This window comes from Sulfurovum sp. UBA12169 (genome assembly GCA_002742845.1).
Lineage (GTDB): Bacteria > Campylobacterota > Campylobacteria > Campylobacterales > Sulfurovaceae > Sulfurovum.
This window is the reverse complement of record DLUH01000005.1, coordinates 245,643-258,856: the sequence shown is the minus strand read 5'-3', so window position 1 is coordinate 258,856 and position 13,214 is coordinate 245,643. Positions and strand designations below refer to the sequence as shown.

Sequence of the window (13,214 nt, the reverse complement as noted above, 5' to 3'; positions counted from 1 at the left end):
CTTCGCTACAATTTCATTTATTTTATTCTATTAAGGCATGATTATGACTGTAACACGTTTTGCTCCTTCACCGACAGGATACCTCCATATCGGCGGGCTTCGTACGGCACTTTTTTCCTGGCTTTATGCCAAACATACGGGCGGCACGTTCAGATTGCGTATTGAAGATACCGATATGGCGCGCAACAGCGAAGAGGCGCTAGAGGCGATCATCCAGGCGTTTGATTGGGTAGGAATGAGTTACGAGGGTGAAGTTGTGTATCAGTCGAAACGATTTGATATCTATAAAAAGTATATCGATTATCTTTTGGCAGAAGGCAAAGCGTATCGATGCTACATGAGCAAAGAAGAGCTTGATGCGCTCAGAGAAGAGCAGACGGCAAGAAAAGAACGGCCCCGGTATGACGGCAGATACCGCGATTTTACGGGTACTCCGCCCCAAGGTGTCGATCCGGTGATCCGTATCAAAGCGCCCCAAACCGGCATGATACATTTTACAGACGGGGTAAAAGGCGAGATCAGCATCGCTGCGAGCGAAGTGGATGATTTTATCATCGCCAGAAGCGACGGAGCACCCACGTATAATTTTGTCGTGGCTGTGGATGATGCATTGATGGGCCTTACGGATGTGATTCGCGGAGATGATCATTTGTACAATACACCTAAGCAGATCGTAGTCTATAGAGCACTGGGATTCAAGATACCAAACTTTTACCATGTGGCAATGATCAACAATGAGCAAGGGAAAAAACTTTCCAAAAGAGACGGGGCAATGGATGTGATGGAGTACAAAGCATTGGGGTATCTGCCCGAAGCTCTGCTTAACTTTTTGGTGCGTCTTGGCTGGAGTCATGGCGACCAAGAGATTTTCAGCCTTGAAGAGATGGTAGCGCTTTTTGATCCCAAAAATCTCAATAAAAGCGCCTCAAACTACAATCTGGATAAGCTTTTATGGCTCAATGCGCACTACATCAAAAATATGCCAAACACAAAATTGGCGGCACGGTTGAAAGAGTATGGAGTTCACATAGAAGAGCATGACAAGCGTGAACTGCTGCTCGATGCCACCAAAGAACGGGGTAAAACATTGGTAGAGCTTGCAGACCAAATCCATCTCATTTTAAATGCGCCTCAAAACTATGATGAGAAAGATACAAAAAAAGCGTTTAAAGAAGATACCAAAGAGATTTTGGAAGATTTTGTACATTTGCTTCAAACCTGGGGAAAACCGCTGCATTTGCCTGTTGATTATCATGCGGTCATAGAGAGACTTGTCGAGGATAAAAAAATAGGTTTTGGAAAGATAGGTATGCCTCTTCGTGTCAGCCTCCTTGGTTCAATGACAGGCGCAGGGATTGATGAGATTATGGCGATTTTAGGCACACATGAAACGGCCGTGCGTATACAAAAAGCAATAGCCCAAATAAAATAGCAGCGTCTACTTACGGTATTTTTTGCTTCTCTTTAAAAAGAGGCGCAAAGATCTGCTTTCCTTCTCTTCTATCTTATAATAAATATGCTCAAGGTACCACAACAGTTGTTCGGGAGAGATATCCCGTTTTTTGGCCTCTTTTTTTAAAATATACTGAGGAATTTTCATTTTGGTGCGGGCAAACTTTTTGGCAAGTTTCTCAATCGCTTTGCCATGCTTGTTGTAGCAAAGCCGCCCAAAAACAAAAGGAAGTCCTGTCTGCTGATACCATGCTTCAGCCAGGTCTACTCCCTCTTTTGCATCAAGATAGTGCTTGAGTGCCGCATCGCCGATGATGACTTTTCCTTCGATATGCAAAAGCTTGGCAAGCGCATTGGAAGTTGCGGAAGCAGGGTCTGAAGCTTCTTCTTGAGGCAAGACAAGCACGCTGTAGACTTTTTTGTAGGCGATGATCCCTAAATTGGTGCATTTGAATTTTTGAGAGGCAATGCTGGAGATAAATCCGGCATCGACCTCTCTGCGTTTAAGTAAGAGATTGATCTTTGAGGGAACGGCGCGCTTGTACCTGAAGCCCATCTTGGCTGAGCTGCTTTTGAGACGGCGTTTTAAAAAAAGTTGAAAAGGCAAAAGGTTGAGATAGCAGATTGAACCAAAAAGCATAACCACCCCTTTTTAAGCGTAATTATAGCAAACAACTTTTATAATCAGTCTAATTTTGAACGAAGAGAAGGCAATGGTAACAGTAGAATTTTTAGGCCCTATAGGCAAAACATCCATACAGATAGAGGCAAATACGTTGGCTGATGTTTCTGCCAAGCTCAAAGAAGAAGCAGAGTTGACGCAGTGGTTAGATAAATGTGCTGTAGCACTCAATGATACGATGGTAAGCGATCTCTCAATTGCGCTCAAACAAGGAGACAGAATTTCTATCTTGCCTCCTGTATGCGGCGGGTGAAGGATGGAACTTTATCAAGGGCCCTTGGAGGTTAAAGAGATATTTGGCCGATGGCTGGATGAACAGGCTGTTTCAAATTATGGTGCTTATATCCCGTTTGTGGGGATTATACGCGCTGAAGACGGCATAGAAGCACTTAGCTTTGATATCTACGAGCCGATACTTCAAAAGTGGTTTGATGATTGGCAGGCAAGGGCCCGCAAACGGGGGGCTGTAGTGAAAATGGCACACTCTATCGGCGATGTTCCTGTTTGTACCTCTTCGTATGTCTCCGCAGTTTTTTCGCCAAAACGCCGTGTTGCGCTGGAACTTATAGAGGAGTTTGTAGAGGACTTTAAAGCCAATGCGCCTATCTGGAAATATGATGTAAAAAACGGTAAGCGCATCTATGCTGAAGACAGAAGCACGCCCATGGATGGTGCAGGACTGTTGGCTTAGCAAGCAAAAGGGAGGAAGTCGGGAGTTAGGAGTCGGGAGTTTTGGCAGGTAGTGCTTTGTACTGCTTTTATATAAGGTTTATTAAAAACCGCCATAGCTCTTTGCTTCTTACTTCTGGTTCCTAATTTGTAAAAAGGAATTTTTCATGTTGCATTTTGATAAATCTATTGAGATGATCAAAAATCTTGAGATCAAACAGTATAAAACAAAAAAGATTTATTTGGTTGATGCTTTAGGCTATGTGCTTGCACAGGATATCGTTGCTGATCATAATTCGCCGGAGTTTCCCACTTCCGCGATGGATGGATATGCCATAAGATATGAGGATATGGTGATCGGGAAACTAAAAATAGACAGCATCAATCCTGCCGGGAGTCCCCTCAAAGATGAAGTGCGCTGCGGGCACTGCATTAAAACATTTACGGGCTCATTGATGCCTCAAGGGGCGGATACCCTTATCCCCATAGAGAATGTTACGGTAGAAGAAGATGAGATTATTATCCGCCAAGAGGTGCCTTTAGGATATTCTGTAAGAGAAATAGGAGAAAACTATCGCAAGGGAGAACTGCTTATTCCAAAAGGTACAAAGATAGATTTTGCACAAATCGGAGTGATGGCCGGTTTAAATATTGTTTCACCGTTGGTGTATGAAAAACCAACGGTTGCTATCCTTTCTACAGGCAGCGAGCTGCTTGAGCTGGGAGAGAGTCAGACCAACGATGCCCAAATCAGAAGTTCAAACAATTATATTCTTGAAGCGTTGGTGAAAAAATACGGGGGGATTCCCCTGCAGCTGGGATGCATCAAAGATGATAAGCAGAGTATTACCGTTGCCTTGGCACAAGCTCTTGAGAAAAGTGATATCGTGGTAACAACAGGAGGAGTGAGTGTAGGGGATTTTGATTTTGTGAAAGATGTGATCAGAGAGCTTGGCTGCGAGGTTGTTTTCAAGGGGGTGCGTATCAAACCGGGGCAACACATCATGGTAGCGCGCAAAGAGGATAAATTTATCGTTGGGCTTCCGGGATTTGCCTATTCATCAACGGTAACGGCGCTGTTGTATGCGGTGCCGCTGATTGAAAAGCTGCAGCAAGGTAAAAGTTTGCTTCGCACAGTGAAGGCGACTTTGCTGCAGCCGTTTCATAAAAGGACCAAAAAGGCCGAGTTTACTGCATGCAATGTCGCACTTGCCAATGGCGTGTATACGGTTGACTTTGATAAGAAAAAAGTAGGCACTTCTGCTATCCTTACCAATATGCTTGGACCAACAGCACTTCTTTTTACTTCCGAAGAAGATACTTCCAAAGCAACAGGGGAGCAGGTTGATATTTTGCTTTTAGATTAGCTTGATGTGTATCTTTAAAAACAGCGCAAGTTCTGCGGCTGTTTTGCATCCGGAATTGATAGCTTCATTTAATATACTTTTATTTTTTTTAAAATCCACAGCCTATCCTTTATGTCTTTTTTATGTCATATTGTAGATACAAAACAAGAAAAACTTTAAAAATATTTCAATATGTCATACTTTTAATTAAAATATAGTATGATTGAGGATAAATAACATAAAAGGAGTAAAGATGTTGGTTTTAGGTGAAATTATAGAAAAACTTAAAGATGTCATCTCTGAAAGCAAGCAAAATAGAAAAGTTTTTGACAAGGATGTGGCAATAGCACTGAATATTCCGCAAGCGACATTCGCAACGATGAAAAAAAGAAACTCCATTCCCTATCAGGAAATATTGGAGTTTTGTGCCATGAAAAAAATCTCGGTCAATTGGCTTTTTTTTGATCAGGCGGTTGATATGCTTAAAGAAGAAACAGACAGATTTTTTCAGGTGCGTTATTTTTCAGATATTCGTGCCAGTGCAGGAGGAGGAGCGGAAGTTTTTGGAGAGGAGTATGAAGTACTCAATATAGACAAAACCATTGCAGATACTATAATTGGCTTTGGCGCAGCAAAAAAAATAGAAGCAATTCATGTCGATGGCGAATCGATGGAGCCAACTTTGCAAGACGGTTCTATCGTCTTTGTGGACAGAGGGCAAACCGATATCAATAAAGAGGGAATTTTTATCGCTTCTACCACCGCCGGACTTTTTATCAAGCGCATTCGTCAAAAAGCAGACGGCAGGATAGAGCTTATTTCTGACAACAAAGCCTACTCTCCTGAGGTGCTGGCTTCTGATGAGGTGCAAATCGTAGGAAAAGTAGTGGGGAATATAGAAAGTTTGTAAAACGGTAAGCGGTCAAAATGGCAGCCGGCAACCGTGATGTATAGTTTGTCAGATCTTTTTATGGAATGAAAAATTTTGCATACTCAAGGCGTTGTGAAACATTACTCATTTCCTGCTTGCGCATTTGACGCATCTGACACTCTCGGGCCGTATCTTCATGCGTTCTGTATTTATCTCTTCGTCGCATTCTATGCAGATACCAAACATCGGTTTTTCCAGACGAAGCAATGCATTTTGCAGTCCGGTAAGTCTTGTGCGGGATTCGTCGAGTATTTTATTGTTGACATGCTGTTCTCCCATCGCTTCAAGACGGGTTAGCCTTCCCAGCGAACAATCAGGAGCTATCGGTTTGGTTTTCTCTTGCAAAATAGCTATTTGCTTTTCAAGAGCTTTGATATCCCCCTCAATTTTCTTTTTGATTGTATTTTTTTCATCGGGCGTCATTTCAATCCTTAACGTGGTATATTTACAATGAGTATACAAAAAATAAAAATAATTGTATCGAATGTTTTAAAACAGAAAGGAATTATTGGGTGATTAAAGAAAATTACGATTTGCAAGGCGCACTCAAAGAGTATATCAGGCTTCTTGAGGGCGCGTTCTATTTCGAAGCACATGAAGTGCTGGAAGAAGCTTGGCATCCTTTGCGAAAAGCGGATCACCCTTTGAAAAATCTTGTCAAAGGCCTCATCAATGGCGCAGTAAGTTTTGAGCATCTTAAGCGCAACAGAAAAAATGCAGCGCTTAAAGCACGCACGGTTATGGCATTTTACGAAAAACACAAAAAAATAGCTATGCAGGAAATTGAACACGCTGGTTTATTGAGAGAGGCCTGTGCACACATTGAGAGGCTAAAACATCAGCATCTAGAGGTTTTTGACGTTTTGGTATCATGAATACATAAAGCATCCTTGTGTCTCGGCACATACCCAACCTATCGTTTTTTGGAAAAACCGATGAGAGGCACCCCAGAGGAGGGCAGGCTACTTCATTCCATACCCAAGTTTAATAAGTGCAGTTTTTAGCTTCTCGCTCACTTCGCCTTGGAACTCCAACGCATCATTTTTGGCAGTCCCGCCGGTAGCTAGGGATTTTTTGAGAGTTTTCAAAAGTGCCTCAGTTGTGTCATCATCGAGAAAAAATGGTTTGACGATAGTAACCACTTTCCCGCTTCGTTTTTCTTTAGCAAAGTGAAGCCTGTGTTTATTTGGTGATTTGACCTCTTTTGGGGCAGTGTTTTCTTTGGTTTTATTGTCACTATTCCACTCATCCTCAAATTTTGCACCCATTTCAAATAAGTTCTTTCCCATGATGCTTCCTACTCGTAATTTGTATCCAACAGTATACCGAGCAAAACCATCAAAAAAAGTAATAAAATCATAATCTTATACAGTGTTTCTTCGCTAGGCAGTTTCATCTTTTATCCCAGGCCATAGACGATTTCTGTCTTGTTTTTTTTGACTTGTATTTCTTGAACGGTTAAATTTTCTATGGGAAGTTTTATAAAATCTTGAAGTGAGTTGACGCCGGCTTTGGTAATTTCTCGTAAAACAATACCCCTGTAGGCTTTTGCCCAGTGGCTTACTGCTTTGCCGTCTTTAATGAATTTCAAAGTCGTGTATGGCTTGGATGGCACATAAAATCTATCATAATATCCTGCACGGATATCAAGTATCTCCTCGTCAGCCAAATATTTATCCAAGAGTTCAGCACCATGCACCTTATAATATTTATCTGCCTCAATTTCGCCCACTTTTGCCCCTTGGGACAGTCTGTACTCTGGTATAAGATCACCGGCCATAATAGGACCAAAAAGATTTGAAAATATCATGACGTTTTTGTCTATATAATTTTGCTGTTTATCATCAAGGCTAGAGTAATCCAGATAATCAAATGCTACGCCCGTATATCTCTTTACTGCTTTGGTAGCAAGAGAATGTAGCCTGATATTTCTATAATATTCTATCTCGCGTGGTTTTTTGAGACCAAACATTTGTTTGGATTTGAGTTCGTCTTTCAGTTCTTCGAGGTAAATTTGTGTTAGTTTGGATCTCGTTTCAAGCAGCTCATTGCTCCATAGATCAGATAGACTAAACGGGATCGTCCCGCCGCTTGATTTGGTCTCGCTCGGAGCTAAGAGGATTTTCATTTTTCATTCTTTTTTAGTGATGTGAGTGCATATAATGATGCTCTATGTGTTTTCTTTGGCGCGGTTTTATATTTTTTAGCAACTGTGCATTTATTGCGACAATGACAGTATTTGCAGACAACAATATAGCATCCACGGCAGGATTGATAAAAATGCCCCATTTTGCCAAAATGCCTGCAGCCAAAGGAATGGCGATAATGTTATATCCGCTTGCCCACCAAAGATTTTGCAGCATTTTACGGTAGGTTTGCTTTGAAAGAGCGATTACATCGACGATACTTAGAAGATCGCTTTTGGTCAAGATGATATCCGCACCCTTTATGGCGCACCAAAATACCATCGCATAAGATTTGCTTTCTTGCAACTCCTTGACAAGATTGATGATCTGAGATAGATAGCTGCTTTCACCTTCCTCCAGCGTATCGGAAGCCCCCCAATATACTTTTGGCTTCAATAGAATGCCCGATTAGCATGATACCTATCGGCGCGCAAGGAATACGAAATGAGATATTTGAATTTTATAGAGAATGAAGGAGGGGATAAAACAGTAAAATCATAAGAAATTTTATAAAAAACACAAATACCCTTGACATTGGAAATATTTTTGCCTATAATTGCACTCCATTTTTAGTCAGGTTGACTTCAAATGATGGTGCTGGTGTAGCTCAGTTGGCTAGAGCAGCTGATTTGTAATCAGCAGGTCGGGGGTTCGAGTCCCTTTACCAGCTCCATGAAAATATAATTATCAGTGTTTGACCAGTAATAATGACAAACAACTTTAGTGGTGAGTTACTCAAGCGGCCAACGAGGGCAGACTGTAAATCTGCTGACTATGTCTTCGAAGGTTCGAATCCTTCACTCACCACCATTCATGTTAAGTCACATAAACGACGCGGGAGTAGCTCAGTTGGCTAGAGCGTCAGCCTTCCAAGCTGAGGGTCGCGGGTTCGAGTCCCGTCTCCCGCTCCATGAACTGGGAGCTGTGTGAATTATGTACTTGACTGACAAAAACTTCACATTAAAAGCTTTCCATAAAAATTATTACTTCAATAATAGGCACAAACGATCGTTGTTTTTATTTATTCCTGTTTGTTGACAAATGAAAGACGCTTAAATACAATAATAGACGTGTAATTTTACACACATAATGCCCAGATGGCTCAGTGGCAGAGCACTTCCTTGGTAAGGAAGAGGTCGGCGGTTCAATTCCGCTTCTGGGCTCCACCTTTCAGATATATGGACAAAAGTATTACTGCTTTGTAATAGTTTTGTCCATATGGGTATGAGGTATAAGAAAAATCTGGTATAATACCAACTTTAAAATATTTACGCTAGGAGAAAAGCATGGCTAAAGCAAAATTCGAACGAACCAAACCGCATGTTAATATCGGTACTATCGGTCACGTTGACCACGGTAAAACTACTTTGACAGCTGCAATTACAGCGGTTCTTGCAACTAAAAACAACTCTGCATTTATGGACTATGATCAAATTGATAATGCTCCAGAAGAGAGAGAAAGAGGGATTACCATCGCTACTTCTCACGTAGAGTATGAAACAGATAAAAGACACTATGCCCACGTTGACTGTCCGGGTCACGCCGATTATGTAAAAAACATGATTACCGGTGCTGCTCAAATGGACGGAGCAATTTTGGTAATTGCTGCTACTGATGGACCAATGGCTCAAACAAGAGAGCATATCCTTCTTTCTAAACAAGTCGGTGTTCCGTATATCGTAGTTTTCCTAAACAAAGAAGATCAGCTTGACGAAGAAGACAGAGAAGAAATGCTTGAGCTTGTAGAGATGGAAGTAAGAGAACTTCTTTCAGAATACGACTTTCCGGGAGACGATACTCCAATCATTGCCGGTTCAGCGTATCAAGCGCTTGAAGAAGCAAAAGCTGGTAACCTTGGACCATGGGCTGATAAAATTTTTACACTTATGGATGCTGTAGATAGCTATATCCCAGAGCCTGTAAGAGATGTGGATCAAGCTTTCTTGATGCCAATCGAAGATATTTTTACAATCCAAGGTCGTGGTACAGTTGTAACCGGTAAAATCGACAGAGGACAAGTGTGTGTTGGTAACGAAGTTGAAATCGTAGGTATTAAAAATACACAAAAAACAACCGTAACAGGTGTTGAGATGTTCCGTAAAGAGATGGATTGCGGACAAGCCGGAGATAACTGCGGTGTTCTTATCAGAGGTATCGGTAAAGACGATGTACAAAGAGGTATGGTTCTTTGTAAGCCGGGTTCAATTACACCACACACTAAATTTGAAGCGGAAGTATATGTACTTACTAAAGAGGAAGGTGGAAGACACACTCCATTCTTTAATAATTATAGACCGCAATTTTATGTACGTACAACAGACGTAACAGGTTCAATCGAACTTCAAGAAGGTACTGAAATGGTTATGCCAGGGGATAACGTTAAAGTAAACGTTGAACTTATTGCTCCTGTAGCACTTGAAGATGGTACTAGATTTGCTATCCGTGAAGGTGGTAGAACTGTTGGCGCAGGTGTTGTTACTAAGGTAATTGCATAATTATTTTGCAAGAAGGTTTTGTCTTCTTGCAATGTATTATCTATTAGGAGATAGCAGATGAGAGAAACAGTTCATTTAGGTTGTGAAAAGTGTACAAGAAGAAACTATCACACCACTAAAAATAAAAAAACAACAACAGAAAAACTTGCACTTAAAAAATATTGTAAATGGTGCAAAGAACATACTGTTCATAAAGAGATGAAGCTGTAATAGCTTCATTTTTTAAATTTAGGCCAATAGCTCAGTTGGTAGAGCACTGGTCTCCAAAACCAGGTGCCGGGGGTTCGAGTCCCTCTTGGCCTGCCACAAAAAGGTAACACAAATGGGAAAAATTTCAACATTTATTGCACATGCAAAAAGCGAAATTCATAAAGTAATATTTCCAACAAAAGTACAAGTAAGACAAGCATTTTTAGCAGTTGTTCTCGTAGTGACTGTCATATCAATATTTTTAGCATTGGTTGACTTAGTAATGTCATCCATCGTATCATCAGTTTTATAGGATAAAAGATGGCTTATCAGTGGTATGCAATTCAAACATATGCAGGCAGCGAACGATCTGTCAAAAGAGCAATTGAGCAACTTGTAAAAGATTACGGTCTTGAGGAAAAACTAGAAAGAGTAGTTGTCCCGACAGAAGAAGTAATTGAAGTAAAAAACGGTGTAAAAAAAATTACAGAAAGATCTTTATATTCAGGGTATGCTTTTGCACATATAGACCTGGATACTGACCTTTGGCATAAAATCCAAAGTTTACCAAAAGTATCTAGATTTATCGGTGAACAAAAAACACCAACCGCGCTTAGTGAAGCAGATATCAAACTTATCTTGGAAAAAATGGAGAAAAAAAGTGCTCCTAGACCTAAGGTAGACTTTGAAACAGGCGAAGTGGTACGTATTGTAGACGGACCATTCGCAAACTTTACAGGCATGGTTGAGGAGTATGATCTTGACCACGGTAAATTGAGATTAAATGTCTCTATATTTGGTAGAAATACACCGGTAGAAATACTTTACACGCAAGTAGAGAAAATTATCTAAATAAAGTTTTCTTAGAGACTTACCAAAGTTTCGAGAAGGTTTAAATCAAAAAAAGGAAGTAAAAGATGGCAAAAAAAATAGCCGCAAAATTTAAGCTTATGATCCCTGCGGGGGCAGCAAATCCATCACCGCCTGTTGGTCCTGCATGTGGTCAACGTGGCGTGAACATTATGGAGTTTTGTAAAGCTTTTAATGAAAGAACAAAAGATAAAGCAGGATTTAAAATTCCGGTTGAAGTGACTGTGTATGCAGATAAAAGTTTTACGTTTGTCACAAAACAGCCACCGGCAAGTGATCTTATCAAGAGAGCTGCCAATATTAAAAAAGGTACTGATAATCCTCTTTTGAATAAAGTGGGAACTATCACGCAAGCAAAACTTGACGAAATTGTTGACCAAAAAATTGCAGACCTTAATACAAACGACAGAGAGATGGCAGCAAAAATTATTGCTGGTTCTTGCAGAAGTATGGGTGTAGAAATCGTAGACTAAGTCTTTCAAAAAAAATCATAACCACATGGATTTAAAAAATGTGGGAGCATAAAGCGGAGAGTATAATGGCAAAAAAAATAAGTAAAAGAAAAGAAGCACTACTAAAAAAAGTAGATACAACAAAAGTGTACAGTGTAAATGAAGCGATGGCTACACTGAAAGATTTAAAATCTGCAAAATTCGATGAAACAGTCGAAGTGGCATTGAACCTAAATGTTGATCCAAGACACGCAGATCAAATGGTAAGAGGATCTGTAGTGCTTCCTCACGGGACAGGCAAAACAGTAAGAGTTGCTGTATTTGCAAAAGGCGCTAAGGCAGATGAAGCAACTGCGGCAGGTGCGGATGTAGTAGGTTCAGATGATCTTATTGAGCAAATTCAAGCAGGAAATATCAATTTTGATATGGTTATTTCAACACCTGATATGATGGGTGTGCTTGGTAAGGTTGCAAGAGTGCTTGGACCAAAAGGTCTTATGCCAAACCCTAAAACAGGTACTGTAACAATGGATGTAGCTAAAGCAGTTGAAAATGCCAAAGGCGGTCAAGTGAACTTTAGAGTAGATAAAAAAGGGAATATCCATGCCGGTATCGGTAAAATAAGCTTTGATGAAAATAAACTCAAAGAAAATTTTAAAACATTTGTTGAGAGTATCAATAAAGCTAAACCGGCAGCAGCAAAAGGTAAATATATTACCAATGCAGCTGTATCATTGACAATGAGTCCATCTATTACCTTGGATGCCTCAGAAGTAATGGATATCAAATAACTTAACGTGTGAATAAAGATTTATTTACGTTTATCTTAGGCTGAAGATAATAGGGGCGGAAGCTTAATAAGGTTTATCTGAAAGGATGAACAAGTTGTTTACAACACCCTGTTAGAGGTCGAAAGGAGAAGAAATGACAAGAACCGAAAAAGAACAGTTGGTTGCTCAAATGACAGCCGAGTTTAAAAATGCCGGCGCAATCATTGTATGTGATTATAAAGGTTTAGGTGTTAAAAATCTTGAAGTGGTCAGAAATTTTGCAAAAGATGAAGATTTAAAAGTCAAGGTTGTAAAAAATAAACTTGCTGCCATTGCATTGAAAAATGCAGGTTGCGAAGTTATTGATTTTAAAGACACCAACCTTGTAATCTGGGGTGATGAACAAATCACACCTTGTAAGATTGCAGACAAAGCAGCTATGGAATTCAAAGATAAGTTCATGATCAAAACCGGAGTAATTGCCGGCGAGGTAGCAAGTCTAAGCACTATTAATGCTATGGCTAAACTTCCTTCAAGAGATGAACTTCTTGGTATGTTGCTTAATGTTTGGAATGGTCCTGCAAGAAGTATTGCAATCGGACTTCAAGCACTAGCGGCAAAAAAAACAGAAGAAGCTTAATGTGGTGAGAGCCAGACGGCTCTTTTGAAATTTTAAACTAAAAAATCGTAAAGGTATAATGATGGCAATCACAAAAGAAGATGTAATTGAATTTATCTCAAACATGTCAGTTCTTGAGCTTTCTGAGCTTGTAAAAGAATTCGAAGAAAAATTTGGTGTATCTGCGCAGGCTACTGTTGTGGCTGGTGCAGGCGCTGCAGTAGTAGAAGCAGCAGAAGAGAAAACTGAATTTGACGTAGTACTTAAAGATGCAGGTGCTAAAAAAATCAATGTTATTAAAGTGGTAAGAGCAGTGACAGGTCTTGGTCTTAAAGAGGCTAAAGATGCAACTGAAAATACCCCTACTACTCTTAAAGAAGGCATCAGCAAAGACGAAGCTGAAAAAATCAAGAAAGAACTTGAAGAAGCCGGCGCTGTTTGCGAACTTAAATAAGATCCGTTCAAGAGCTTTTGGTCGTCAAAGACCGAAAGCTCTTAAAATCCTCTGTTGGGCATAGTGATAAACTATTCGGAGACATTTCATACCCTCATG

19 protein-coding genes and 5 tRNA genes are annotated in these 13,214 nt (G+C 40.3%); 19 read left to right on the top strand and 5 right to left on the bottom strand.

Translation table 11 applies throughout. The features are described from left to right. Positions 1-43: 43 nt before the first annotated feature. Positions 44-1,432: a glutamate--tRNA ligase gene (locus CFH81_06275; protein ID DAB39827.1), complete on the top strand. Its 1,389-nt coding sequence runs from the start codon at positions 44-46 to the stop codon at positions 1,430-1,432. 6 nt (positions 1,433-1,438) lie between these two features. On the opposite strand, the gene CFH81_06270 is transcribed toward CFH81_06275, so the two are convergent. Further along, positions 1,439-2,092, bottom strand: coding sequence for a hypothetical protein (locus tag CFH81_06270; GenBank protein ID DAB39826.1), 654 nt, complete (start codon positions 2,090-2,092; stop codon positions 1,439-1,441). A 73-nt stretch (positions 2,093-2,165) separates the two neighbouring features. On the opposite strand from CFH81_06270, the gene CFH81_06265 reads away from it, so the two are divergent. From CFH81_06265 to CFH81_06250, 4 genes are all read left to right on the top strand, one after another. Next, complete coding sequence (locus CFH81_06265) at positions 2,166-2,387, top strand: molybdopterin synthase sulfur carrier subunit (GenBank protein ID DAB39825.1); 222 nt, start codon at positions 2,166-2,168, stop codon at positions 2,385-2,387. A gap of 3 nt (positions 2,388-2,390) precedes the next feature. Then, positions 2,391-2,825: a molybdenum cofactor biosynthesis protein MoaE gene (locus CFH81_06260; GenBank protein DAB39824.1), complete on the top strand. Its 435-nt coding sequence runs from the start codon at positions 2,391-2,393 to the stop codon at positions 2,823-2,825. A 145-nt stretch (positions 2,826-2,970) separates the two neighbouring features. Continuing rightward, the gene (locus CFH81_06255; protein ID DAB39823.1) at positions 2,971-4,170 is read left to right on the top strand and encodes a molybdopterin molybdenumtransferase MoeA; all 1,200 of its coding nucleotides are present in this window, start codon (positions 2,971-2,973) and stop codon (positions 4,168-4,170) included. 232 nt (positions 4,171-4,402) lie between these two features. Then, complete coding sequence (locus CFH81_06250; GenBank protein DAB39822.1) at positions 4,403-5,059, top strand: phage repressor protein; 657 nt, start codon at positions 4,403-4,405, stop codon at positions 5,057-5,059. Positions 5,060-5,164: 105 nt separating this feature from the next. Here CFH81_06250 and CFH81_06245 read toward each other — a convergent pair whose 3' ends face one another. Further along, entirely contained in the window at positions 5,165-5,503 is a 339-nt protein-coding gene (locus CFH81_06245) for a transcriptional regulator (GenBank protein ID DAB39821.1), read from the bottom strand. Positions 5,504-5,592: 89 nt separating this feature from the next. Here CFH81_06245 and CFH81_06240 point away from each other — a divergent pair, with 89 nt between their 5' ends. Next, positions 5,593-5,955 carry a hypothetical protein gene (locus CFH81_06240; protein ID DAB39820.1) on the top strand — a complete coding sequence of 121 codons (363 nt, stop codon included), beginning with the start codon at positions 5,593-5,595 and terminating at the stop codon, positions 5,953-5,955. 87 nt (positions 5,956-6,042) lie between these two features. On the opposite strand, the gene CFH81_06235 is transcribed toward CFH81_06240, so the two are convergent. The 3 genes from CFH81_06235 to CFH81_06225 all read right to left on the bottom strand — a co-directional run bounded on the left by CFH81_06235 (position 6,043) and on the right by CFH81_06225 (position 7,662). Further along, on the bottom strand, positions 6,043-6,369 hold the full coding sequence (locus CFH81_06235) for a translation initiation factor (GenBank protein DAB39819.1): 327 nt from the start codon (positions 6,367-6,369) through the stop codon (positions 6,043-6,045). A gap of 110 nt (positions 6,370-6,479) precedes the next feature. Continuing rightward, on the bottom strand, positions 6,480-7,208 hold the full coding sequence (locus CFH81_06230; protein DAB39818.1) for a hypothetical protein: 729 nt from the start codon (positions 7,206-7,208) through the stop codon (positions 6,480-6,482). Positions 7,209-7,221: 13 nt separating this feature from the next. Beyond that, complete coding sequence (locus tag CFH81_06225; GenBank protein DAB39817.1) at positions 7,222-7,662, bottom strand: hypothetical protein; 441 nt, start codon at positions 7,660-7,662, stop codon at positions 7,222-7,224. Positions 7,663-7,862: 200 nt separating this feature from the next. Here CFH81_06225 and CFH81_06220 point away from each other — a divergent pair. The 13 genes from CFH81_06220 (at position 7,863) to CFH81_06160 (ending at position 13,115) form a co-directional block, all read left to right on the top strand. Beyond that, positions 7,863-7,939 (top strand) — tRNA-Thr (locus CFH81_06220). A 52-nt stretch (positions 7,940-7,991) separates the two neighbouring features. Then, a tRNA-Tyr gene (locus CFH81_06215) sits at positions 7,992-8,076 on the top strand. A gap of 24 nt (positions 8,077-8,100) precedes the next feature. Then, positions 8,101-8,177 (top strand) — tRNA-Gly (locus tag CFH81_06210). A 180-nt stretch (positions 8,178-8,357) separates the two neighbouring features. Continuing rightward, positions 8,358-8,432: transfer RNA gene (locus CFH81_06205), tRNA-Thr, on the top strand. A 120-nt stretch (positions 8,433-8,552) separates the two neighbouring features. Beyond that, positions 8,553-9,761, top strand: a complete 1,209-nt coding sequence (gene tuf, locus CFH81_06200; protein DAB39816.1) for an elongation factor Tu — start codon at positions 8,553-8,555, stop codon at positions 9,759-9,761. 57 nt (positions 9,762-9,818) lie between these two features. Beyond that, on the top strand, positions 9,819-9,971 hold the full coding sequence (gene rpmG / locus CFH81_06195; protein DAB39815.1) for a 50S ribosomal protein L33: 153 nt from the start codon (positions 9,819-9,821) through the stop codon (positions 9,969-9,971). Between the two features lie 20 nt (positions 9,972-9,991). Beyond that, a tRNA-Trp gene (locus CFH81_06190) sits at positions 9,992-10,067 on the top strand. Positions 10,068-10,083: 16 nt separating this feature from the next. Then, positions 10,084-10,263 (top strand): preprotein translocase subunit SecE, encoded by a 180-nt coding sequence (locus tag CFH81_06185; GenBank protein DAB39814.1) that lies wholly within the window; start codon positions 10,084-10,086, stop codon positions 10,261-10,263. An 8-nt stretch (positions 10,264-10,271) separates the two neighbouring features. Beyond that, positions 10,272-10,802, top strand: coding sequence for a transcription termination/antitermination protein NusG (locus CFH81_06180; GenBank protein ID DAB39813.1), 531 nt, complete (start codon positions 10,272-10,274; stop codon positions 10,800-10,802). A gap of 65 nt (positions 10,803-10,867) precedes the next feature. After that, the gene (rplK, locus tag CFH81_06175) at positions 10,868-11,293 is read left to right on the top strand and encodes a 50S ribosomal protein L11 (GenBank protein ID DAB39812.1); all 426 of its coding nucleotides are present in this window, start codon (positions 10,868-10,870) and stop codon (positions 11,291-11,293) included. A gap of 77 nt (positions 11,294-11,370) precedes the next feature. Then, a complete protein-coding gene (locus CFH81_06170; protein ID DAB40442.1) occupies positions 11,371-12,063 on the top strand; it encodes a 50S ribosomal protein L1 in 693 nt (230 codons plus the stop codon). Positions 12,064-12,196: 133 nt separating this feature from the next. Continuing rightward, entirely contained in the window at positions 12,197-12,682 is a 486-nt protein-coding gene (locus tag CFH81_06165; protein ID DAB39811.1) for a 50S ribosomal protein L10, read from the top strand. A gap of 61 nt (positions 12,683-12,743) precedes the next feature. Beyond that, positions 12,744-13,115 (top strand): 50S ribosomal protein L7/L12, encoded by a 372-nt coding sequence (locus CFH81_06160; protein DAB39810.1) that lies wholly within the window; start codon positions 12,744-12,746, stop codon positions 13,113-13,115. Positions 13,116-13,214: the final 99 nt, after the last annotated feature.